19 protein-coding genes are annotated in these 20,972 nt (G+C 71.0%); 3 read left to right on the plus strand and 16 right to left on the minus strand.

Annotated features, from left to right (window positions below; genetic code table 11):
* Positions 1 to 15: 15 nt before the first annotated feature.
* The 11 genes from F603_RS0129270 to F603_RS0129320 form a co-directional block, all read right to left on the minus strand.
* Positions 16 to 1,371 carry a dicarboxylate/amino acid:cation symporter gene (locus F603_RS0129270; RefSeq protein ID WP_019549488.1) on the minus strand — a complete coding sequence of 452 codons (1,356 nt, stop codon included), beginning with the start codon at positions 1,369 to 1,371 and terminating at the stop codon, positions 16 to 18.
* A gap of 461 nt (positions 1,372 to 1,832) precedes the next feature.
* Positions 1,833 to 2,126 carry a DUF4229 domain-containing protein gene (locus F603_RS0129275; protein ID WP_019549489.1) on the minus strand — a complete coding sequence of 98 codons (294 nt, stop codon included), beginning with the start codon at positions 2,124 to 2,126 and terminating at the stop codon, positions 1,833 to 1,835.
* Positions 2,123 to 2,728 (minus strand): GNAT family N-acetyltransferase, encoded by a 606-nt coding sequence (locus F603_RS0129280; RefSeq protein ID WP_019549490.1) that lies wholly within the window; start codon positions 2,726 to 2,728, stop codon positions 2,123 to 2,125. Before F603_RS0129280 ends, F603_RS0129275 begins: the two co-directional genes overlap by 4 nt.
* Positions 2,729 to 2,735: 7 nt before the next feature.
* Positions 2,736 to 3,719 carry a hypothetical protein gene (locus F603_RS0129285; protein ID WP_019549491.1) on the minus strand — a complete coding sequence of 328 codons (984 nt, stop codon included), beginning with the start codon at positions 3,717 to 3,719 and terminating at the stop codon, positions 2,736 to 2,738.
* Positions 3,720 to 3,805: 86 nt separating this feature from the next.
* A complete protein-coding gene (locus tag F603_RS0129290; RefSeq protein WP_016909164.1) occupies positions 3,806 to 4,258 on the minus strand; it encodes an Lrp/AsnC family transcriptional regulator in 453 nt (150 codons plus the stop codon).
* 106 nt (positions 4,259 to 4,364) lie between these two features.
* Positions 4,365 to 5,897, minus strand: coding sequence for a sensor histidine kinase (locus F603_RS0129295; protein ID WP_019549492.1), 1,533 nt, complete (start codon positions 5,895 to 5,897; stop codon positions 4,365 to 4,367).
* A complete protein-coding gene (locus tag F603_RS0129300; protein WP_019549493.1) occupies positions 5,897 to 6,643 on the minus strand; it encodes a response regulator transcription factor in 747 nt (248 codons plus the stop codon). Before F603_RS0129300 ends, F603_RS0129295 begins: the two co-directional genes overlap by 1 nt.
* 91 nt (positions 6,644 to 6,734) lie before the next feature.
* Positions 6,735 to 8,360 (minus strand): CotH kinase family protein, encoded by a 1,626-nt coding sequence (locus F603_RS0129305; RefSeq protein WP_019549494.1) that lies wholly within the window; start codon positions 8,358 to 8,360, stop codon positions 6,735 to 6,737.
* The gene (locus F603_RS0129310; protein WP_019549495.1) at positions 8,360 to 9,037 is read right to left on the minus strand and encodes a DUF4956 domain-containing protein; all 678 of its coding nucleotides are present in this window, start codon (positions 9,035 to 9,037) and stop codon (positions 8,360 to 8,362) included. Before F603_RS0129310 ends, F603_RS0129305 begins: the two co-directional genes overlap by 1 nt.
* Entirely contained in the window at positions 9,034 to 9,999 is a 966-nt protein-coding gene (locus F603_RS0129315) for a polyphosphate polymerase domain-containing protein (RefSeq protein ID WP_026328821.1), read from the minus strand. The genes F603_RS0129310 and F603_RS0129315 overlap by 4 nt, the downstream gene beginning before the upstream one ends.
* A gap of 213 nt (positions 10,000 to 10,212) precedes the next feature.
* Positions 10,213 to 10,899, minus strand: a complete 687-nt coding sequence (locus tag F603_RS0129320) for a UbiX family flavin prenyltransferase (RefSeq protein WP_019549497.1) — start codon at positions 10,897 to 10,899, stop codon at positions 10,213 to 10,215.
* Positions 10,900 to 11,004: 105 nt separating this feature from the next.
* Between F603_RS0129320 and F603_RS0129325 the strand changes: the two genes are divergently transcribed.
* Together F603_RS0129325 and F603_RS0129330 are read left to right on the plus strand one after the other, a co-directional pair.
* Positions 11,005 to 12,180: a hypothetical protein gene (locus F603_RS0129325; protein WP_019549498.1), complete on the plus strand. Its 1,176-nt coding sequence runs from the start codon at positions 11,005 to 11,007 to the stop codon at positions 12,178 to 12,180.
* Positions 12,181 to 12,358: 178 nt separating this feature from the next.
* Positions 12,359 to 12,949, plus strand: a complete 591-nt coding sequence (locus F603_RS0129330; RefSeq protein WP_019549499.1) for a rhomboid family intramembrane serine protease — start codon at positions 12,359 to 12,361, stop codon at positions 12,947 to 12,949.
* Positions 12,950 to 12,952: 3 nt separating this feature from the next.
* Here F603_RS0129330 and mqnP read toward each other — a convergent pair whose 3' ends face one another.
* Positions 12,953 to 13,873 (minus strand): menaquinone biosynthesis prenyltransferase MqnP, encoded by a 921-nt coding sequence (gene mqnP / locus F603_RS0129335; protein WP_019549500.1) that lies wholly within the window; start codon positions 13,871 to 13,873, stop codon positions 12,953 to 12,955.
* A 16-nt stretch (positions 13,874 to 13,889) separates the two neighbouring features.
* Positions 13,890 to 15,341: a menaquinone biosynthesis decarboxylase gene (locus F603_RS0129340; RefSeq protein WP_019549501.1), complete on the minus strand. Its 1,452-nt coding sequence runs from the start codon at positions 15,339 to 15,341 to the stop codon at positions 13,890 to 13,892.
* A gap of 140 nt (positions 15,342 to 15,481) precedes the next feature.
* Between F603_RS0129340 and F603_RS0129345 the strand changes: the two genes are divergently transcribed.
* Positions 15,482 to 15,970, plus strand: coding sequence for a PLD nuclease N-terminal domain-containing protein (locus F603_RS0129345; RefSeq protein ID WP_019549502.1), 489 nt, complete (start codon positions 15,482 to 15,484; stop codon positions 15,968 to 15,970).
* A 37-nt stretch (positions 15,971 to 16,007) separates the two neighbouring features.
* On the opposite strand, the gene F603_RS0129350 is transcribed toward F603_RS0129345, so the two are convergent.
* The 3 genes from F603_RS0129350 to F603_RS0129360 form a co-directional block, all read right to left on the minus strand.
* Entirely contained in the window at positions 16,008 to 17,549 is a 1,542-nt protein-coding gene (locus F603_RS0129350) for a type 1 periplasmic-binding domain-containing protein (protein ID WP_019549503.1), read from the minus strand.
* Between the two features lie 65 nt (positions 17,550 to 17,614).
* A complete protein-coding gene (locus F603_RS0129355) occupies positions 17,615 to 19,684 on the minus strand; it encodes a hypothetical protein (RefSeq protein WP_051096421.1) in 2,070 nt (689 codons plus the stop codon).
* A 187-nt stretch (positions 19,685 to 19,871) separates the two neighbouring features.
* Entirely contained in the window at positions 19,872 to 20,834 is a 963-nt protein-coding gene (locus F603_RS0129360) for a hypothetical protein (protein ID WP_245600939.1), read from the minus strand.
* Positions 20,835 to 20,972: the final 138 nt, after the last annotated feature.

Here is a 20,972-nt window from a genome sequence, read left to right on the forward strand (position 1 = left end):
CCCGCACCGTGCGCCCTACGACGCCGAACCGCCCGACGTCACGGGCTCCTTGGGCCGTGCGTCGGTCTTCGGGGGCTCGGTCGCGTCGAGGTCGTCGAGGCTGAAGCTGGTCGCTCCGCGGAAGGCCGCCACGTCGAGGATCTTCTCGCGCGACGAGACGAGCACGGGGACCACCACCTGCCCTGCGACGTTGGTGGCCGTGCGCATCATGTCGAGGATCGGGTCGATCGCGAGCAGCAGGCCGACACCCTCCAGCGGGAGGCCGAGCGTGGAGAGGGTGAGCGTGAGCATCACGGTCGCGCCGGTGAGGCCGGCCGTCGCGGCGGAGCCGATCACCGAGACGACGACGATGAGCAGGTACTCCTTGATGCCCATGTCGATGCCGTAGAACTGCGCGATGAAGATGGCGGCGATCGCCGGGTAGATCGAGGCGCAGCCGTCCATCTTCGTCGTCGAGCCGAACGGCACGGCGAACGAGGCGTACTCGCGCGGCACGCCGAGGCGTTCGGTCACCTTCTGGGTGACCGGCATCGTGCCGACCGAGGAGCGGGAGACGAAGCCGAGCTGGATCGCCGGCCAGGCGCCGCGGAAGAACTGGACCGGGTTGACCTTGCCGACCGTCGCCAGGAGCAGCGGGTAGACGCCGAAGAGGATCAGCGCGCAGCCGATGTAGACGTCGGCGGTGAACGTGGCGTAGTCCCCGAGCAGGTCCCAGCCGTAGTCCTTCACGGCGGTGCCGATGAGGCCGACGGTGCCGAGCGGTGCGAGCCGGATCACCCACCACAGCGCCTTCTGCAGCAGCTCCAACGCGGACTGGCCGAAGGAGAGCAGCGGCGCGGCGCGCTCCCCGAGCTTCAGCGCGGCGACGCCGACCACCGCGGCCATGAAGACGATCTGGAGGACCTGGAGCTCCGTGAACGGCGTGATGACGTCCGTCGGCACGATGCCGGTGAGGAAGTCGAGCCAGGACCCCGCGTCCTCGGGCTTCGCCGCGTCGGCGGCGGAAGCGCCCGAGCCGGAGCCCGGGTTGGTGACGAGCCCGATCACGAGGCCGATGGCGACGGCGATGAGCGAGGTCGCCATGAACCACAGCAGCGTGCGGGTGGCGAGGCGCGCCGCATTGTGCACGTTGCGCAGGTTGGTGATGGAGATGGCGATGGCGAAGAAGACCAGCGGCGCCACGGCCAACTTCAGTAGCTGGACGAAGATTTCACCGATCTTGTCGAGCGTGGTGCCGAGCCAGGAGACGTCAAAGCTCCGGGCGGCCCAGCCCAGGACGACGCCGAGGACGAGGCCGAGGAGGATCTGCGCCCAGAACGGGACTCTGGGTATCCGTGAGCGCGTGGGTGCGGAGGTATCGGCAGAGGACACGGAAGGCTCCGGGGAAGCTTCGAAGGATGGGATGGGCTTCCGGGCGCGTCCGTTGGCGGCGCGGCCCGAGCGATCGTCCGGAGACCTGCCCGGCGGGCGGAGAGCGGGAGGGCGTGCAGGGTGTCGACGCCATGACCGGAGGCTAGCCCCGGTGTGCCGCTCCGCGACAGACGGGCGCGGGGCCGGTTGCGGCCCGGGCCTCGCGGCGGGGAGACCTCAGCGACAGTAGGCGGAGAGGCAGCGACACAGATCGACGTGCAGCCGCGCGACGAGCAGGGGGCTCGTCGGCTGGGAGGTGCTCGCTGCCGTCGTCATGACGGACACGCTAGCACCGACGCGTGCGCCGCGCGCCGGGCGAGCTGAGCGGTTCGGCCCAACCCCCCTGTTGCGCCCGGGAGTTGGGCCGGAACGGTGTGACCGGAGTGGCCGGCCTCACAGAGAGCGGCGGGAACTCACCGGCGTCAGGCGACGCCGTCCTCCTGGCTCTGGTTGGCGGCGAGCTTGCCCTTCGCCTTGGTGACACCGTTGTAGACCTGCTCCGACATGGCGTCCCGCTGCCTGCGCAGCAGGACGAAGCTGAGCGGCGCCGAGACGACGAGGGCGAGCAGCACCACCCAGAGCGGGTTGGCGTCGCCTATGGCGGAGGGGAAGACCCCGAACTGCACCAGCAGGCTGATGACGAGGAAGCAGCCGACGAAGATTCCCAGCCGCATCAGGGTGTAGCGGAGGGTCGCGTGCGAGGTGGTGCTGCTCACGGTCTGTCTCTCCCTGCTTCGCGGAGTACTGCACTTGACTCGGCGGAGTCCGAACCCCCGGCGAACCCGCGCCACATGGTGACGTCGTCCCGGAAGTCCCCGTCCGCCACCTTGATCGCGCCGGGCACCCGGCCCACCTCCCCGTAGCCGCAGGAGGCGTAGAACCGCTCCAGCCCCGAACCGCTGCGCAGGGTGAGGCGTATCCCCTCGATGCCGTCCATCCCCCGGGCCGCCTCCTCGGCCGCTGCGAGCAGCCGCCGACCGGTCCCGCGACCCTGCGCGGACGGGTGCACCATCACGGTGTAGAGCCATACCCAGTGTCGCATCAGGCGGTGCGTGTTGAAGAAGAAGAACGCCGTTCCGCAGACGTGACCCTCGTCATCGAGGCCGACGAGGAGCCGGCTGCGGCCCTCGGCCATCGCCCGCAGGTACCGCAGGAGTTCGGGCCGCACGTCCTCGGGGGTGACCGGCGGCACGAAGCCCACCGAACCGCCCGCGTTGACGACGTCGGCCCACAGGCGCAGCACCTCGTCCCGCAGCTTCTCCGTGACGGGCGGGTCGAGGACGAACGCGCCCGCGGCAGGGGCTTCGGTCAGCGACACGGCACGCTCACACGCGCATCGGCTGCGGACTCTCGCGGCGGTCCGGGTCGGGCCCCGGGTGCTCCCGCAGGACACCGAAGGCGGCGTCGCGCTCCACCGGGCGGAAACCGGCGTCGCGGACCAGTTCGACCAGCTCCTCGCGGGTGAGCTCGTCCGGGCCCGCCGCCTCCTCGACGGGCTCGCCCGCCACCTCGTCGGCGCCGTGGTTGAGGGCGAGTTGCGCGGTGAAGAGGCCGTGCGACTCCCAGCCGACCCGGAGGTGCGGCACGTTGTCGACGAGGAGCCGCGCGACGGCGAAGACCTTCAGCGCCGCGGCGCCCGTCGCCGGGTGGTTGTCGGGGCCCTCGTAGCGGAGGGGGGCGAGGAGCGAGAAACCGCCGGTGGAGTCCTGGAGCCGGCGGAGGTCGAGCAGCCGGTCGACGAGCTGTTCGCTGCTCTCGCCGTGCCCGTAGGCGAAAGTCGCCTCGGTGCCGAGGCCGGCCGCGTGCGCGGCGCCGTGGATCTCGGCGAGCTCGGGCGCGTCCGGAGCGTCGAAGAGCGACGGGCCCTCGCCTGCGAGCGAGGTGACGCCCGCCGACCGCAGCGCGGCGAGGAGCTCGGCGCGGCGCGCGAGACCGCGCAGTTGCGAGGCGCTGCACGCCGCCAGCGACGTGCCCGCCGCCAGCTCGGCGGCGACCGCGCGGAGCCGCTCCGGCACCGCGGCCCAACCGACCTGCCCGGCCACCGACTCGACGCCGGTGACGACGACCTCCGTCGCACCGGCCGACGCGCTCTCCCGTGCCGCAGCCGCCGGTTCTGGCCCCGCGAGGTCGAGGCGGCGGGTGACGGCGAGATACCCGACGTCGCCGACCGCGGCGAGGCGGGCCGCGTGCGCGAGGCCGCCGAGCCAGGCGAGGTCGTCGGAGGAGAGGAGCGCGACGCCGTCCTCGCGTGAGAGCCTCGCCCCCGAACGCGCCTTCTCCTCCAGCTCGCCGCGGAGCTCCGCGTCCATGCCTCGCACCCTCCTCGATCCGTGCACGTACCCCGGCGAGCCTACGCCACGGCGCCCGCGCGGCCGCGGGGCGGTGGCTTCCGCCGTCAGTCGTCGGGGAGTTCGCCCACGCGGTTCTCCCACTTGGTGGAGAGGACGATCGTCGTCCGGGTGCGTGAGACGCCCTTCGTCCCCGAGAGGCGGCGGACCGTGCGCTCGACGCCGTCGACGTCCCGGGCGCGGATCTTCAACATGTAGGAGTCGTCGCCGGCGATGAACCAGCAATCCTCGATCTCCTGAAGGGAGCGGAGCCGTCCTGCGACCTCCTCGTGGTCGGTGGCGTCGGAGAGCTGAACGCCGACGAGCGCGGTGACGCCGAGTCCGAGCGAGGGCGCGTCGACCGTCGCGCGGTAGCCCGTGATCACGCCCGCGGTCTCCAGCCGGTTGATGCGGTCCGTCACGCTGGGGCCCGAGAGGCCGACGAGCCGGCCGAGCTCGGCGTAGGAGGCCCTGCCGTTCTCCCGCAGCGCCTGGATGAGTTGCCTGTCCACCGCGTCCATGGCTGCCGTCGCCTCCCGTTGGTCGATGTCGGGTCACCGGCGTTCCCCGGTGAAGAATCTAAGCCATCGCCCGTGCGCGCCTGCCCGCGGCCGGTCCGGCAGGTGCTCAGGCGGCCCCCTCCGGGCGGTGTGCCGGGAGGACGAGGCGGAAGGTACTGCCGCCTCCCGGCACCGTGTCGACTTCGACGCGGCCGCCATGGCCCTCCGCGATGACGGAGGCGATGGCCAGGCCGAGGCCGCTGCCGCCCCGGTCGCGGTAGCGGGACAGGTCGGTGCGGTAGAAGCGCTCGAAGACACGTGAGGCGTCCTCCTCGGCCAACCCCGGCCCCTCGTCGGCAACTTCCACCACGCAGATGTGCTCCCCCCTGGGCAGCGGCGGGGACCCGGCGGTCCGTCCCTTCCGCTCGCAGCCTCCGGCCGAGGTACCGGCCAGGGCCGTCCCGACCCGCACGGTGACGGGTGTACCGGCCGTTGCGTGGGTGAGCGCGTTGGTGAGGAGGTTGCCGACGACCTGGCGCAGGCGGTGCGGGTCGCCCAGCGCCTCGACCCTCTCGTAGGCCTCGCCCTCGGCCCGCTCGGGTCCTCGGCGCCGCAGCGGCTCCAGGTGGACGGCGCGGTCCGGGCAGCTCACGGCAGCCGCTGCCACCGCGTCGGCTGCTGCGGAGAGCAGGTCCACCGGGGCGTTGCCGTAGGAAGGCTCACGGCCGAGCTTGGCGAGCAGTACCAGATCGTCGATGAGTACGTTCATGCGTTCCGCGTTCTGCGCTATGAGGCGCTGCGCCTCCCGCTGCTCCTCCCCCGTCAACTCCTCCGAGCGCGAGGTGAGTTCGGCGAAGCCCTGGATGGAGGTGAGCGGGGTGCGCAGCTCGTGCCCCGCGTCGGCGACGAAGCGGCGCAGCCGCTCCTCTGACTCAGCGCTCTGGCGCAGCGCCTCCCGGAGACGCTCCAGCATGGTGTTGAGGACGCTTCCCAGGTAGCCGATCTCCGTGCGCGGGTCGGTGTCGGAGAGGCTCAGCCAGAGGTCTCCTGCGGCGATCCGCTGGGCCGTGCGCTCCGTGCGCGTCAACGGGCGCAGCGCGACACGCACGACGCCGTGTCCGAGCACGACCAGCCCCCCGGCGGCGACGGCCAGGAGCCCGAGGTCGAGCCAGAGCAGCTTGGAGGTGGCACCCTCGACGGTCGCGAGCGGCAGGCCGACCACGGCCTGCACGCCGCCTGGGCCCGCCACTCGCAGCACCCGCCAGTTGCCGCCGCCGGAGTCGGCGGGGACGGTCGCGAGGCCGCCCTCCGCGGTGTCGAGCCCCTCGGCGCGCTGCGGCAACTCCGGGCCCGCGTCGCCCTCTTGGCCGAGCGCTTCGTCCTGGAGCCCTCCCGAGGCGTCGTAGAAACGGACTTGGAAGTCCGTCGGCAGCATGTCGGTGTTCCTGACGTGCTCGGGGAAGCCGTCCGGGCTGACGGCGTCGCGGTACGCGCGCTGCGGGAGATGGAAGTCGCGGAGCTGCTGGTCGACCCTGTCCCGCAGCCAGGAGTCGAGGACCGTGTACCCGACCCCCTGGGAGGCGAGGACGGCGACGGTGGCGAGCAGCGTGGCACCGAGGACGAGGCGCAGCCGCAGGGACCTCGGGCGGGGGAGGTGCATCAGGTCCCCGTTCGCGGGTTCCCCGGCTGCTCGCGCGGTAGCCGCAGGCAGTACCCGACGCCGCGCACGGTGTGGATCAGCGGGGGGTCGAAGCGGTCGATCTTGCGCCGCAGGTACTTCACGTACGTGTCGACGATCCGGGAGTCGCCGGCGAAGTCGTGGTGCCAGACCTCTTGGAGGATCTCTGCCTTGCCGAGCACCTGGTTGGCGCGGGCCAAGAGGCAGGCGAGCAGCCTGAACTCGGTCGGCGAGAGCGGGATGTACTCGCCCGCGCGGTGGACCTCGTAGGCCGCCGTGTCCAACTCCAGGTCGGCGAAGCGCCGTACGGGGTCCGACCTCCCCTGTTCCATACCGCCCGTGCGCCGCAGGACGGCCCTGACCCGCAGCAGTACCTCCTCCACGTGGAAGGGCTTGGTGACGTAGTCGTCGCCGCCCGAGCTGAGGCCCGCGATCCGGTCGCCGACCTCCGTGAGCGCGGTGAGGAAGACGACGGGTGTGTAGACGCCCGTCGCCCTCAACTGCCGAGTCACGGCGAAGCCGTCGAGGTCGGGGAGCATCACGTCGAGGATGATCAAGTCCGGGCCGAGGCGCTCGATCTCCCGCAGCGCGGATCTGCCCGTCTCTGCGGAGCACACCTCGAAGCCGCCCACGCGCAGCGCTGAGGTGAGCAGAAACCTGATGCTCTGGTCGTCCTCGACGACGAGGACCGTGTGCCGGGCGGGCGGGAGGTGGTCTGGCTCGGACATGGGGCTCCGATCTGTGGCGGTGTTCGGTCGCCGGCAGGGCATACGCGCGCGCCCGCGGGCCGCCGACGGCGGCCCGCGGGAGAGGAGTTGCTCAGCCGGCTACCTCTTCGTCCTGGGAGAGAGCCTTGGCGCGCTGGGTGAGCGTCCGGCGGAGCTTCTTCACCTCGGCGTCCAACTTGTCGCCCGCGCCTGCCTTCTTCGCCTGGTCGGTGAGGTCCTCCAGCGCTTCGCGGGCCTCGCCCGACTCGTAGAACCGCTGGTACAGCTCGCGGTAGGCCGACTTGTAGTCGGAGTCGAAGGCATCCGAAGCGAGGAACTTCTCCTTGAGGACGTGGCCGCCCATCTTGCCGGGGCCGCCGCCGCTTCCTCCTCCGGGAGCTGTGCTGGGCATACCTTCGGGCAGCCCCTCGGGCGGTCCGTCGGGCATGCCCGCGGGGGCTTCGCCGTCCTTTCCGCCGGGCTGCATGCCGCCCATGCCGGTGTCGTCATCGGGGCCGGTCCCCGCGTCGCCGCTGAAGGTGAGGTTGAAGTCCCAGCCGAGGACACTGAACTTCTTGGTGTCCAGGTCGTACCAGAGGAGGTAGTTGTTGCCCGGACCCGCCATGTCGTCGAAGTTGAGCAGGAGGTTCTGCGTCGCGACGTACTTGGCGAACGAGTCGACATCGACGTGGTCGCCCAGCTCCTCCTCGAACTCCTTGTCCGACGCCCGGTCCGCCCACTTGATCAGCTTCATCACGGGTTCGAGGTCCTGACTTCCCTTCTTGTTGAGCTGGTTGAAGGACTCCTCGTAGTCGGTCGGGTCGTCGCCCTTGTACTCGAAGCCGCCTCCCGCGCGCGCTTTGTAGAGCACGCCGTTGCCGTCGACGGCCGTATCGGCGTAGTCCTTGCTCGGGTTCTCCACCATCAACCTGGTTACCTCGGGGCGGTCGTTGACCTCGACGGAGGCGAAACCGGCGCGCTCCGCCGTCTGCCCGGAGTCCCGCATGAGGGAGAGGGAGAGCGCCTCGTTCATGGGAACCTGCTCGTCCGTGCCGGGGCGCAGGGAGATCTGCCGGTGGCCCTGGTAGGCGCGGCCCTCCAGGTACTGGTCGACCTGGATCAGCCAGGGCAGCTCCTCGGGCTTGTCCGCCGACAGGTCGTAGGCGACCATGCCGCCGCCGGGCTGCCGGCCGCCGCCCTTTCCGCCTGGCTGCTTGCCGTTGCCCTGCCGGCCACCGTTCTGCTGGTTGCCCTGCTGCTGCCCGCCGCCCTTCCGGTCGCCGCCTTGGCCGCCGCCCTGGCCGCCGCCCGGTGGACCGCCGCCGTTGCCGTCGTTGCGGAGGGACATCAGTGTGGAGTTCCCCTTGAGGCGGATGCCGACGCTTTCGAGGAAGGTGCCGTCGATGGTCAGATCGGCCTCGATGAAGTCCTTGCTGCCCTCGTCCTTGAACTCCTTCATCATCTTGTCGAAGTCGGTCTGGCTGTACTGAAGTTGGATCGAGTGCGGGACGGAGTCGTCGTAGAGGTCGACGGAGCCCTCGATGTTCTCGGTGATCCGGTCGGCTTCCTGGACGGAGGCGCTGGTGACGTACGGCGAGATGCGCGCGTCCCCGAAGAAGGCGACGAGCAGCAGGAGTCCGACGCACAGCGCAGCGGCGGGCTTCCAGTGGTGCCGCAGCCGTACGGGTATCCGGTGCTTCAGGCGCCTCGGCCCTGGTGCTGGGGTTGGAGTACTCATCACAGGTCGGTCTGGTCGTATCCGGTCAGTACCGTCACCCGCTGGCCCGAGGTGCGCTCCTGCAGAGCCGAGACGAGGTCGCTGGGCTCCGCCCCCTTCTTCATGCGCACCGTATAGAAGACTTCGGTGAGTGCGCCGCCCCGGATGGTCTCGGTACTGACGAGTTCGTACTCGGTGGTGTACTTGATCAGCACATCGCTGATGGCCGGGGTATGGTCCCCGCCCGCCGGGATCTGAACCTTGACCACCTGGCGCTGCACGTTGAGCTGGAACCAGTTGAACTTGTGCATGACGATGATGATCAGGCAGATCGCGACAGCCGCCACGGCGGCGAGTACGTAGAAGCGGGCACCGCAGGCCATGCCTATGCCCATCGTCAGGAAGATGAACCCGACGTCCCTGGTCTCCTTGATGGCGTTCCGGAAACGCACGACGGACAGGGCTCCGACGAGCGAGAACGCGCGCGCGAGGTTGGAGCCCACGACGAGCATGATCAAGGCGACGATCATGCCGACGATGACGAGCGTCTGCACGTACGACTGGCTGTACGAGACGTTGCGGTGCGTGCCCCGGTAGACGTAGCCGATCATGGTGCTGAGGACGAAGGACAGCCCCATGGCCGCCACGATGTCCAGGACACTGAAGGTGCCGCTGAGTTCCTGCAGGTCGAAGTTCACTGTGCTCGTGCCTCCGTGGGCGGTGTGACGGGCTGCTTGTCCAGCCGTGTTCTCTCGGTTGCGGGCGCGGGCTTCTCCGTCGCCGGCACGGGGAAGTCGGCTTCCCTGATGTGGAAGACGGAGCGCGGCGCGAGCCCGTGGGCCTCGATGCTCTGCACGTACTTGGAGACACGGACGAGGTTGAGGTTCCGCTTGGCCGCGAGGTCGGTGATCCAGTACGGGGTGCGCTCGTTGACCTTGACCTCCATCACCGCCAGGTGCGGCGGGATGGTGAAGCGGTTCTCCGCATGCGGGGTGCCGAGGTGGAAGTCGCGGTCCCTGCCGCGTACGCGCCGGTCGAGGGTGACGCGCAGGCCGGTGTCGACGTCACGGCCGACCAGGGCCTCGCGCTGGTAGCCGGTGATCGCGGTGGGACGCAGATCGAGGCGGACGATCAGCTCCAGGACCTCCTGGACGAAGGCCGCCTCCTTCGGCGAGTGCTCGATCAGCTCCCGTCCGTCGCAGAGCCTCCGGGCCGCCTCGTACGGCAGGGTCATCCGCCGCTTCTGCGTGACCCGGTTGACGCGCTGCTTGATCTCGACGCAGACCGGTGAGTCGTCGTCGATGCCCGCGAGGTCGCCGTAGTGCCGGATGCGCAGCTTCCGGCGGAACTTCAGACCCTCGATCTTCTCCCAGTAGAACCGCAGTCGGGGTGTGTCGTAGTACAGGCTCCACACCCCGTACCCGCCGGGCGGGCTGTTGCGGTCGACGTCCATGCGCTCGGCGAGTTCGTCGCGGATCTCGGAGGCACGCTCGACCGGCACGAGGTACTTCAACTCGAACCTGTTGAACGCATGCAGACGGCTGGCGACTTCCAGAGCGGGCTCCTCGGCCTCTGCACCGGTCCGACCGCCCTCCGGCACGTCGGCCGGCTCACCGGAATCGGACCGCCGCAACCCGCCAGGGGTGCGTCGCCACCACATACGTCTCCTCTCACCGCGGTTGGCCAGGTACGGAGACCAAGAAACCCGGCAGCGATGAGAAGCCGATGAGAGAAAGGGGAGAATCGCGAGAGTATTCAGCGCGTACCTGAGGCGATCACAAGGTGTACGCGCAGCGAACCGCCGACGACGGCGGCGCGGAGCCCGGGCAAGTGCCCCGGGTCGGCCGGGTGCGGTCGGACTCGAGGGTGCGCCTCACCGTCCGGGCGTGACGCCGCCGCGCCACCGGCGGTAGAGGGTGTGCTCGACGCCGGCGGCGTCGAGCACCCGTCCGGCCACGAAGTCCACGAGCCCCTGCACCGTCCGCGCCCCCGAGTAGAACGCAGGAGAGGCGGGCACCACGACGGCGCCGGCCTCGTCGAGCTCCACCAGGTGCTGCAACGTCCCCCGGTGCAGCGGCGCTTCGCGTACCGCGACCACCAGCGGGCGGCGCTCCTTCAGCGTCACCGAGGCGACACGCTGGAGCAGGTCCTTGGAGAGCCCGAGTGCGACGCCCGCGACGCACGCCGTCGAAGCCGGCACGATCAGCATCCCCTGCGCCGGGTACGAGCCGGACGAGGGCCCGGCGGCGAGGTCGCCAGGAGTCCAGTGGCGGACGCGGGCGGCGCCGAGCGCTTCCGCGTCGAAGGTGTCGTCGGTGCCGTCCGCGCCCTGCGCGAGCCAGCGGCCGAGGTCCTCGGCGGCGTGCGCGTCGCGGAACGGGTGGCCCGTCTCGTCGAGGACGGTGAGCCGGGAGGCCCTGCTCACCACGAGGTCGACGTCCTCGCCCGCCTCCAACAACCCCCGTACGACGGCCGCCGCGTACGGGGTGCCCGAGGCACCCGAGACCCCGACGATCCACGGTTTCCTCGGGTTCCGGGTGCGCGCGTCCTCGTCGTTCACATCCGCCGAGCCTACTCGTCCGCCGACGGGCGGCAGCCGCCGCGGTGGAGCGGAAGCAGGCGTACCGACTGGCGCCTGCGGCCGTCGATACGGTTGGCTCTGGGGATGGACGTCTCACGCCTCTTCCGCTCACGCGCCCGAGTGGCCGGTGCCGCGGTGTGCGCGGCGGCGCTCGCCGCAGCGGTCACCTCCTGTTCCGCGACCGAGAAGCTGACGACAGGGCTCCAGGTGAAGCGGTCCGTGGAGAAGCTCGGCGACAAGCCGGCGGCGACGGTGCTCGTCGCGGCCGACGCCTCGCAGCAGGAGGCGCACGACTTCCTGCGGGCGGCGAGGGGCGGCTCCGCCGGCGGCTCCCTCGAGGAGCAGGCCCGGCTCCTCTCGACGGGCGAACTCACCTTCGCCGTCGGCTCGGAGGAGGAGAAGACGGCGCTCGCGGACCTCAGCAAGTCGGAGCGCCTCAACGTCGCCGCCGCGCTCAACTTCGGCGGCAAGGACACCGTCGCGGCGAAGTCCGTCGCCGAGCAGCTCTACGTCCGTGTCAACCTGCGCTCCGTCGCCCACCACTTCGAGTCCGCGCAGCTCGACGCCGACCGGGCCGACCGCCTCGTCGCGCTCGCCGACCGGCTCCCCGCGACGCTCGGCTCCGCCAAGGACGCGTTGCGGGGCAAGTGGGTCCGCGTCGACCCGGACGCCTTCGACGCGTTCGTCGCGGCGGCGCAGCAGATGCGCGAGGCGGCGCAGGCCCCGGCGACCTCCGAGGGTGAACGCGCGGGCCAGGAGCGGGAGAAGAGCCCCGCGCCGAAGCCGACCCAGGAGTTCGCCCGCGCGACGGCGCTCGGTTCGGCGCTCGCCGGGCAGTCGGAGCGCGAGTTCCTCGACGGGCTCCAGAAGACCCTCGCCGAGCACGCGACGTTCGCGAAGGCGGGCGAGCGCGACGGCGCCGAGCACGTCACGGCGTCGATGCCCGGCAGGGAGACGGCGCGCGACCTCTCCCGCGCCCTCACCGCACTCGGCATACGTCTCGACCCGTCGACGGTCCCGGACGAGCGGATCACCGCCGACCTGGAGATCCGCCGCGGGCAGCTCACCGGCATGACGCTCGACGCCGGGCAGTTCCTTCCGCCGCAACGGGACGCCGAGTCCCCCTCGCTCCCGCTGGAGTTCGACTTCGGCGGCGGCGACGCCATCCCGACCCTCGCGCCCGACGGCGCCCGCACCCTCCAGCCGCAGGACCTCCTCGCCGCCGTCGTCTACGGCGCCTTGGGCACCGGCAGGCTGTAGCAACATCCTTGGGGAGCGGAGTTGCCCTCCCGCCTGGAACGGGTAGGGATCGCGCTCCGTTGTACGTGCGAGGGGGACCCGGAGGGGCCCCTGCGACTGCCCGTGAAAGCCGACCGCACGCGGAGGCCGCCACCGCGGCACCGCCGACCGAACGAGCACCCGCCGCAGGGGAGGGCCCATGCCGAACGGCTCCGCGTCCCGCACCAGGACGGCCTTCCAACTGGTCCTGGGGTGGCTGGCGCTGCTCTGGGTCCTGGAGATCGTCGACCAGGCCACGGGCAACGCGCTCGACACCTTCGGCATCGAGCCGCGGAAGATGGACGAGCTCGTCGACATCGTCCCGGCCGCCTTCATGCACTTCGGCTTCGACCACCTCGTCGCCAACACGCTGCCGCTGGCGGTCCTCGGCTTCCTCGCCGCGGTGCGGGGTCCGGGGCGGTTCGTCGCGGTCGCGCTGATCACGATCGTGATCAGCGGCTTCGGGGTGTGGCTCATCGCGCCGCCGGGGAGCAACACGGCGGGCGCCTCTGGGTTGATCTTCGGCCTCTTCGGCTTCCTGCTCGTCCGCGGCTTCGTGGACCGCCGGATCACCGACGTCGCGATCGGCGCCGTCGTCGCCGTCTTCTACGGGTCGATCCTCTGGGGGGTGCTGCCGACCGAGTCGGGCGTCTCCTGGCAGGGGCACCTCTTCGGGCTCGTCGGCGGCGTCGTCGCCGCCTTCGTCACGGCGCCCCCGCGCCCGGAGGGGGTCAAGCCCGCCTGGCACTGAGGCTCAGACGTGCAGCCCGCGGACGGCGAGGTCGAGCAGGGTGCAGACGAAGAGCGCCACCCCGATGAAGCCGTTGACGGTGAAGAACGCGCGGTTGAGCTTCGAGAGGTCGTGGGGCCGCAGCAGCGCGTGCTCGTAGACGAAGGCGCCGACGGTGACGAGGAGCCCGAACCAGTACCAGAGCCCGGCCCCCGTCATCGCACCGAAGACCGCGAGCAGCGCGACCGTGACGACGTGCGCCCCGCGTGCGCCGTAGAGCGCGGCAGCGATCCCGAACCGCGCGGGCACCGAGCGGACGCCGCCCGCGCGGTCGGCCGCGACGTCCTGGCAGCCGAAGATGAGGTCGAAACCGCCGATCCACACGCCGACGGCGAGCCCGAGCACCACCGCCTCCCACGACCAGGCCCCCGTCACCGCGAGCCAGGCGCCGATCGGCGCGATCGCCTGCGCGAGACCGAGGATCGCGTGGGGGAAGTCGGTGAACCGCTTGCCGTACGGGTAGACGACCATCGGCACGACGGCGAGCGGCGCAAGCGCGAGGCAGAGCGGGTTGAGCAGGGCGCAGACGCCGAGGAAGAGGACGAGCGCGATGAGGGCACCCGTCCACGCGGTGCGCACCGAGACGGCGCCCGTGACGAGTTCGCGCGAGGCGGTGCGCGGGTTCCGCGCGTCGATCTCGCGGTCGATGATGCGGTTGGCGGCCATCGCGAACGTACGCAGGCCGACCATGGCCGCGGTGACGAGGAGCAGCTCCCGCCAGTGCACGGTGCCGTCGGCGAGGAACATCGCGGTGAGCGACGCGATATAGGCGAAGGGCAGAGCGAAGACGGAGTGCTCGATGAGCACCAGCCGCAGGAACGCTTTGATCTTTCCCGGCTCGGGGCGCGCAGGGCCCTCCCCCAGTACGCCTTCCGCAGCGCTCACCGCAGGGTCACTCCACTCACAGTCCGTACTCCTTCCACCGCCTGGTGACCTTTTCGGCCGTCCGCGGGTCCGACTCGATCATCCGCGGCCAACCGCCGTCCCGCGTGTAGCCCTCACCGGGGAGCTTCCGGGTGGCGTCGACGCCGGCCTTGCCGCCCCAGAACTGCTGGTACGAGGCGTGGTCGAGGTGGTCGACCGGGCCCTCGACCACGGTGAGGTCCCGCGCGTAGTCGACGTTGCCGAGCGCGCGCCACGCGACCTCCTGGAGGTCGTGGACGTCGCAGTCCGCGTCCACGACGACGATCAGCTTCTCCAGCGAGAGCATGTGCGCGCCCCAGATCGCATGCATCACCTTCTGCGCATGCTTGGGGTACTTCTTGTCGATCGCGACGATGATGCAGTTGTGGAAGCCGCCGGCCTCCGGCAGGTGGTAGTCGACGACGTCCGGAACGATGATCTGGAAGAGCGGCAGGAAGAACCGCTCCGTCGCACGGCCGAGCGGGCCGTCCTCCGTCGGCGGGCGCCCGACGACGACCGACTGGAGGAGGGGGCGGCGGCGCGTCGTGACGCAGTCGATCGTCAGCGCGGGGAACGGCTCCTGCGGCGTGTAGAAACCGGTGTGGTCGCCGAAGGGGCCCTCGGGGAGCATCTCGCCCGGCTCCAGCCACCCTTCGAGCACCACCTCGGCCGCGGCAGGGACCTGGAGCGGGACCGTCTTGCAGTCGACCATCTCGACGCGCTTGCCCTGGACGAAGCCGGCGAAGAGGTACTCGTCGATGCCGCCGGGCAGCGGGGCCGTGGCTGCGTAGGTGACGGCGGGCGGGCAGCCGAAGGCGATCGCGATCGGGAGCTTCTCGCCGCGGCGGGCGGCGACTTGGTAGTGGTTGCGGCTGTCCTTGTGGATCTGCCAGTGCATGCCCACGGTGCGCTTGTCGTGGCGCTGGAGGCGGTAGAGGCCGAGGTTGCGGACGCCGCTCTCGGGGTCCTTGGTGTGCGTCAGGCCGAGGTTGAAGAAGGAGCCGCCGTCCTCGGGCCAGGTGAAGAGCGCGGGGAGTGCCTCCAGGTCGACGTCGTCGCCGCGGGCCACGACCTCCTGGACCGGCGCCTCCTTGACCTTCCTCGGCGGCACGTGCGTCATCGAGCCGAGCTTGCCGAACGCCTCGCGGACGCCGAAGAAGCCCTGCGGGAGCTCGGGTTTGAGGAGTCCGCCGATCTGCTCGGTGATCTGCTCGAAGGAGTCGAGGCCGAGCGCCTTCAGCAGCCGGCGGTCGGTGCCGTAGACGTTCATCGCCAGCGGCATCGACGAGCCCTTGACGTTCTCGAAGAGGAGCGCGGGGCCACCGGCCTTGTTCACACGGTCGGTGATCTCACCCACTTCCAGGTACGGGTCGACTTCCGCCTTGATCCTCGTGAGGTCACGGTCGCGCTCCAGCGCCCGCAGCAGCGAGCGGAGGTCGTCGTATGCCATGCCCCCAGTATCCGGCATCGCCTCTCTCCCCCTCGCCGCGGGGCCGCCCCGGGCCAGTACCCTTGCGTGGTACGGGGGCCGGACCACCCGAAGACGCGCGCCCCCAGCGCCCCGCACCTGCGCACACCGAGGGAGCATCCATGCTCAGGTACCTGCCCTTCCTGCTGATCATCGCGGTGTGGATCTACTCGTTCATCGACGTCCTCAACACCCCGGAGAAGGAGGTACGGAAGCTTCCCAAGCTGGCCTGGGTCTTCATCGTCCTCCTCTTCGGCCAGGTGCTCGTCGGCCCGATCGCCTGGTTCGTCGCCGGCCGCCCGCGGAAGAACGCGCCCTACGGCGCCGTACGGCCGCAGGAGCGGCGGTGGGTGGCGCCCGACGACAACCCGGACTTCCTCAACTCCCTGAAGGACAAGCCCACTTCCCGCGACGACGACCCCGCGCCCGAGCCCCCGGAGGGCGAGGCCGGGACCGAGGAGCGGAAGCCGGGGCAGGACGCCGCCGACACGGGCAAGGGCGAGGAGCGCCCCCGGGACGGCGGCGGCCCGGCGGCCGGCGGTGTCGAGGACCACCTGCGGGAGTGGGAAGAGGACTTCAAGCGCGGCGGCGACGACAACCCCGGCCGCTGAGCCCGCCTCACTCCCCGTGCGGGCAGTTGCCGGCGGGTCACTCGTCCTGCGGGCAGTCGTCTGCGGGGGACTCGCTTTCGGTTCGGTAGAGTTCGGCCGGTCCTGCCCGCTTGCCGCTGCGCTCGCCGTCGCCGCGCCGCGCCGCCTTCGGCGCCGGGTACTCCAGGATGTGGACCGCCTTGCAGACGGGCCACAGCCCCTTGCTCTCCAGTTGGTTGAACCCGTAGGTGCCGCTGGCCCCTGTGACACAGGAGCCGCACCGGCCGTCGGAGTCCCGGTACGGCTTGAAGTTGAGCAGCTTGTTACGGACGTTGTTCCGGACACGCGCCGCCGTCTTCTGCTCGTCCTTGCCGGCCTCCGCGAAGGCGTGCCCCGACGCCTCGGTGACGGTGTGGACGGCGTCGTAGTACATCACCGCGTAGCCGTCATCCAGCAGCTCGGGGTCGTCCACGTCCATCCCCGCCTTCTTGGCGACGGTCGCGAAGTACTTGGAGAACCGGGGGAACCCGGTCGGCTTCGACTTTTCGCGCGGCCACTCCGGGTCGACGGCCGCGGCGTTGACGAGGACGATGCGGGCCTCGCGCATCTGCTTCGTCAGGTCGTCGTCCGTCAGCTCGGGCGGCAGCCCTATGCCGACCTTCAAAATGCGCAGCGGCTTCTTGCCGCATTTGTAAGAGTCGGCGAGTTCTTCCACCAGCAAGGGGAGGTCGTCGTCGCGGCCCACGTAGAAGATGGTGTCGACGGGCGATTTGCAGATGTCGGCGACCGGCGTCTTGAAGAGCCGCACCTCCCCGGCCTCCTCGCCACGACCGCCGATGAAGCTGGAACTGTTCTTCCGCAGTCGGTACTCGTCGCCGAAGCTATCCTCTATCTTCTGGCGCAGGTTGAGGGAGTAGGTGTCCTTCGGGTGGTCGTCGTAGACGAGGTGCTTGTCGCCGTCGCCCGGGTTGTCCTCGAGCCACTCGTCCAGCGCCTCGACGAAGTGCTTGTTGGACGGCGAGTTCTTGAAGAAGTACCCGTCCGCGTTCATGTTCGACGAGGTGATCACCGGGCCCATCGACGGGATGTCGCGGGCGCGGAGCGCCTCTATGAACTCCTTGGAGTACGAGGTCGAACTGCCCAGCCCCGCCGTGGCGATCAGCGGTGAGTCGTCGTTCCCCTTGAGTTGCCCGAGGGTCTTGACGACGGGTTTCCACTCCTTCATCCCCCTGCCGATGTCGGCAAGGAGAAGCTGGTGTTCCGGACCGCCCCCGGCGGCCTCGTTGGCGGCACGCTGCGCGGCGGCGGCGCCTGCGAGTCCGTGCTGGATGAGGTCGAGCGGCATCGCACTCGTGCGGTCGGAGGAGAACGGCATCGTCACCGCGATCCGTTGGAACGACTCCGCCTCTTTTGCCACCCTGTTGTTCTCCTCGGCGATGGAGCGCACCAGCCCGCGCAACTCGCCGTCGTACGCGAAGTCTTCGGCCGAGACTCCCATGCAACTCTCCTCGACCTGCTGGAGCCCCTCGCTGCACTCGGAGTCGCGCGTCGCGAAGGCCACGGCGACGAGGACGCCCGCGAGGACGGCGAGACCCAGCACGGCAGCGACTGTCTTCTCCCCCGGACCGAGGGGACGGCGACGCGTTCGATTCGGCACGGCTGTCTTCAGTCCAATCCTTCGACGGGATACGGCCGCCTGCCCTCCCAGGCGGCCGTCGGCCACGAGCGGGCAGCGGCGTTGAGCACGTAGCGGCCTGAGGCATGGCGCAGTGAGAGGAAGTCCAACTCGGTGCCGAGGTCCGTGCACACCTCGCGGATCGGTGCGCGCAGCGGGTCGCCGAGGTACCAGAGGCCGTGGACCAGCCGGTTGATGGAGCGCTGCACGTCCCCCGCGCCCGCGTACCTGTGGTCCAGTTCACCGCGCGCGGTCTCGGTGCGCTCGTCCCGCCACTCGGCGAGCGGCGGGTGCGGGGCCGTCGCGACGTGCCGCACCGCGGCGAGGAAGGCCGGCGCGTCCTCGCGCTCGGTGAACCACTCGGCGAGGAGCTCGCAGACGCGCGGCGCGTCGCCCAACGCCAGGGTGTGGCGCAGCGCTTCGGCCTCGTCGCCCGGCGCTCCCCGCCTCGTGTGGAAGTCGCGGAGGAAGGCGTGGAGGTCGCCCCACTGGCGGCCCGGCTCCTCGCTCGGCGAGGCGCGGCGGGTCTCGTGGACGAGCAGCGTGTACAGCAGCGGGTCGGAGACGAAGGAGGGCGCGGGGACGAAGGGGTGCCCGCGCGGCACCGTCCACTCCTCGCGCTCCAGGTAGCGCTCGGCCTCCACGACGCGCGCCCGCTCCGCGTCGACGACGCCCGCGTGCCCCTGAATCGCCTCGCTCGTGAGGCCCTCCCCCGCCAGCGCCTCCGCCGCCTCGCGGTCGCGTGCGAGCGAGAGGACCATCAGGTGGTGCCTGGTCGGCAGCGCGGGAAGGAGCCTGCGGACGAGGTGCTCGCCGACGGGCACACCGTCCTCCGTCGGCAGGTCGAGGAGGCTCTCCGGGGTGACGGGGCGCTCCTCCGCCGCCTCGACGGCGACGTCGCAGAGGACGCTGCCGCCGAGCGGGTGCCCGCCCGTGAGGCGGTATATGACGGTGCGGAGTTGGGCGTGGCCGGGCGTGGCGGTGCGCTGGAGGAGGGTGAGCAGGTCGTCGGCGGTGAGCGGCGGCAGCGGGACGCGGAGCACCCCGGCGGAGCGCCGGTCGGAGGAGCGGCGCTGCCACTGCAACGGCTGGGCGAGGTCGGCGAGTTGGCGGCGCTGGGCGTGCGGGTAGCGGTCGGCCCCGTCGCCGAGGTAGGTGGCGAGAACGACGAGCGGGTCCGCGGTGCCGCTCTGCGCGGCGATGCGGCGCTCCTCCAGCAGCCGCTCGAGGAACGCGCGGCCCGCCTCCGTGTGCACGTCGTCGAGGAGCGCGAGCGGGCGCGGAACCCGGTTGACCCGGCGCCACCAGCCCGTGTAGCCGTCCGCCAGGTCCTCCAACAGGGCTGCCACGAGGGTCTGTTCGACGGGCGGGAGGAGGTCGCCGCCCTGGTGGAAGTCGAGGCAGAGCCGGACGAGCGGGTCGATCTGCTCGGTGTCTGGGGCCTGCGGGCGCGCGCGGTACCAGGCGTTGGCCTCGGCCCGCTTCGCCGCCGTCGAATGCTGCTGCATGTACGCCTCGACGACGAGGGTCGCGACGGTCTCGACGTCCTCGTCGCCCCCCGCGTCGGCGAGTTGGTCGGCCACCGCCGTGACCCAGTCCTCCCCGTCGCGCTCGGCACCGCCCACGGCGAGCGGCAGCAGGCGGCCGATGCGCTCCGTGGCGAGGACGCGCTGTGCCTGCTGGGCGCGGCGCCAGCTCGTGACGGCGAAGAGTCCCGGGAGGAGCCTCGGGAAGCGGCACGGCTGGTAGCCGGGGACGGCGGCGGAGAGCCCGACGGCGATCCGCTCCAGGACCTCGACGACCCCCGAGGTGTTGGGGAGTTGGGTGTAGGGCTCGGGCCCCGCCTCCTGCTGGGGCGCGCCGAGTGCGGCGAGGTCGACCCGCGCGAAGGGCACCAGGCCCCGGTAGTTCTCCTCCGCCGCGTCGAGCGCCGCCGTCTTGCCCGTGCCGTGCTGGCCCGTGAGGAGAACGACGGGAAGGTCGCCCTTCGGCTCCTGCCGCACCAGCCGGACGCGCGGCACCGTCTCCAGGCCGACCAGCCTCGGCAACAGCTCGTCCACGAGCGGCTCTTGCCCGTACAACCGCACTTGCGTGTCCCCCCGCTAGTTGGTCCGAACCGACGTCGACGACCTGCCCGTGACCGCCGCTGCAACGCCGTCCGCCACGACGTCGTCGCCGTCCCGCTACCCAATCGTCACCCTCCGACACGCGGGCTCCCGGCGGGGAGGGGGCGGCACGGCGGCGGCGTCAACCTCCCATCGCCCGGCTCATCACCTGCTCCATCACGAGATCGAGGAGCTCCTTCGCCGCGCCGTTCGACGCCGAGGACATCACCTGGCGCATGCGCTGGAGCACCCCGCCGGAGCGCGTCTGCGCCTCCTCGCCCCCGCTGTCGTCCTGGAGGGCGAGCTGGTCGCTGAGGCGGACGAGCTCCTGCGTCGGCCCTTCGGGCAGGTGTAGCTGCGGCGCCATCTCCCTGATGAGCACGGCGAGTTGCTGCGAGTTGAGTTCGATCGAGTAGGTGACGTCGCTGCTGTAGAGGTCGCGTCCGGCGATCTGGACCTTGTTGGCCTGGTGGATGACGGTCTGCATCACCGGCTGCTGGCGCTCCCTGCGCTGCCGGAGGTAGTCGTCGAGGCGCGCGCCGCCCCAGACGAACTCACGGCCGTCGTCGGTGAGCGAGAGCTGACGGCCGCCGAGCGCGTCCTCCTCGCCGTAGGCGACGAGGTCGATGGAGACGAGGTAGTCGACCGCGGCCGCGACCTCCTGGCTGGAGAGCGCGTCGCCGAGGAAGAAGACCTGCGGGGAGTCGTGGAACTCGCCGATCCGGGAGCCCGGTTGACCGCGGCGGGAGCCGAGCCAGTCGAGGAGCGCGTCCTGTGCGTACCGCCAGCGCTCGTTCTCGTCCTGCCTGCGGTGGTTGAGGCGGCCGACCTGCTCGACGCCCGCGGGTTCGAGGACGACCTCTTCGCCGCTGCTGCCGTAGTGGGTGTACCTGCGCAGGAATCCGAGCCCTGCGAGGTGATCGACGAGGCTGTCGAGGACCGTCGGATCGAGGCTCTGCCGCTGCCGGAACTCGGTGCAGTCGACGGGGTGTTGGGAGTCCGCGCCGGAGTTCTCCGAGACCCACAGCAGTAGCCGCGGCGCGTACCGGTCGAAATCCGCGTCCGGAGCGCCGTGGCTGGGGCGAGAGGGCAACGAAGCAGTCACTGTGTCGGCGAGCCTACCCAACACGGTTGATGCAACCAAGGGTTGTCGGCCAATCACCAGCTCACCACGCACACGTGTGCGGCGCGGCGCAAGAGCGCCCCGCCGCACCGATTGCCCTCTTGGAAGGGGGAGTTGCCG

It is taken from the genome of Streptomyces sulphureus DSM 40104, from assembly GCF_000381025.1.
Classification (GTDB): Bacteria; Actinomycetota; Actinomycetes; order Streptomycetales; family Streptomycetaceae; genus Streptomyces; species Streptomyces sulphureus.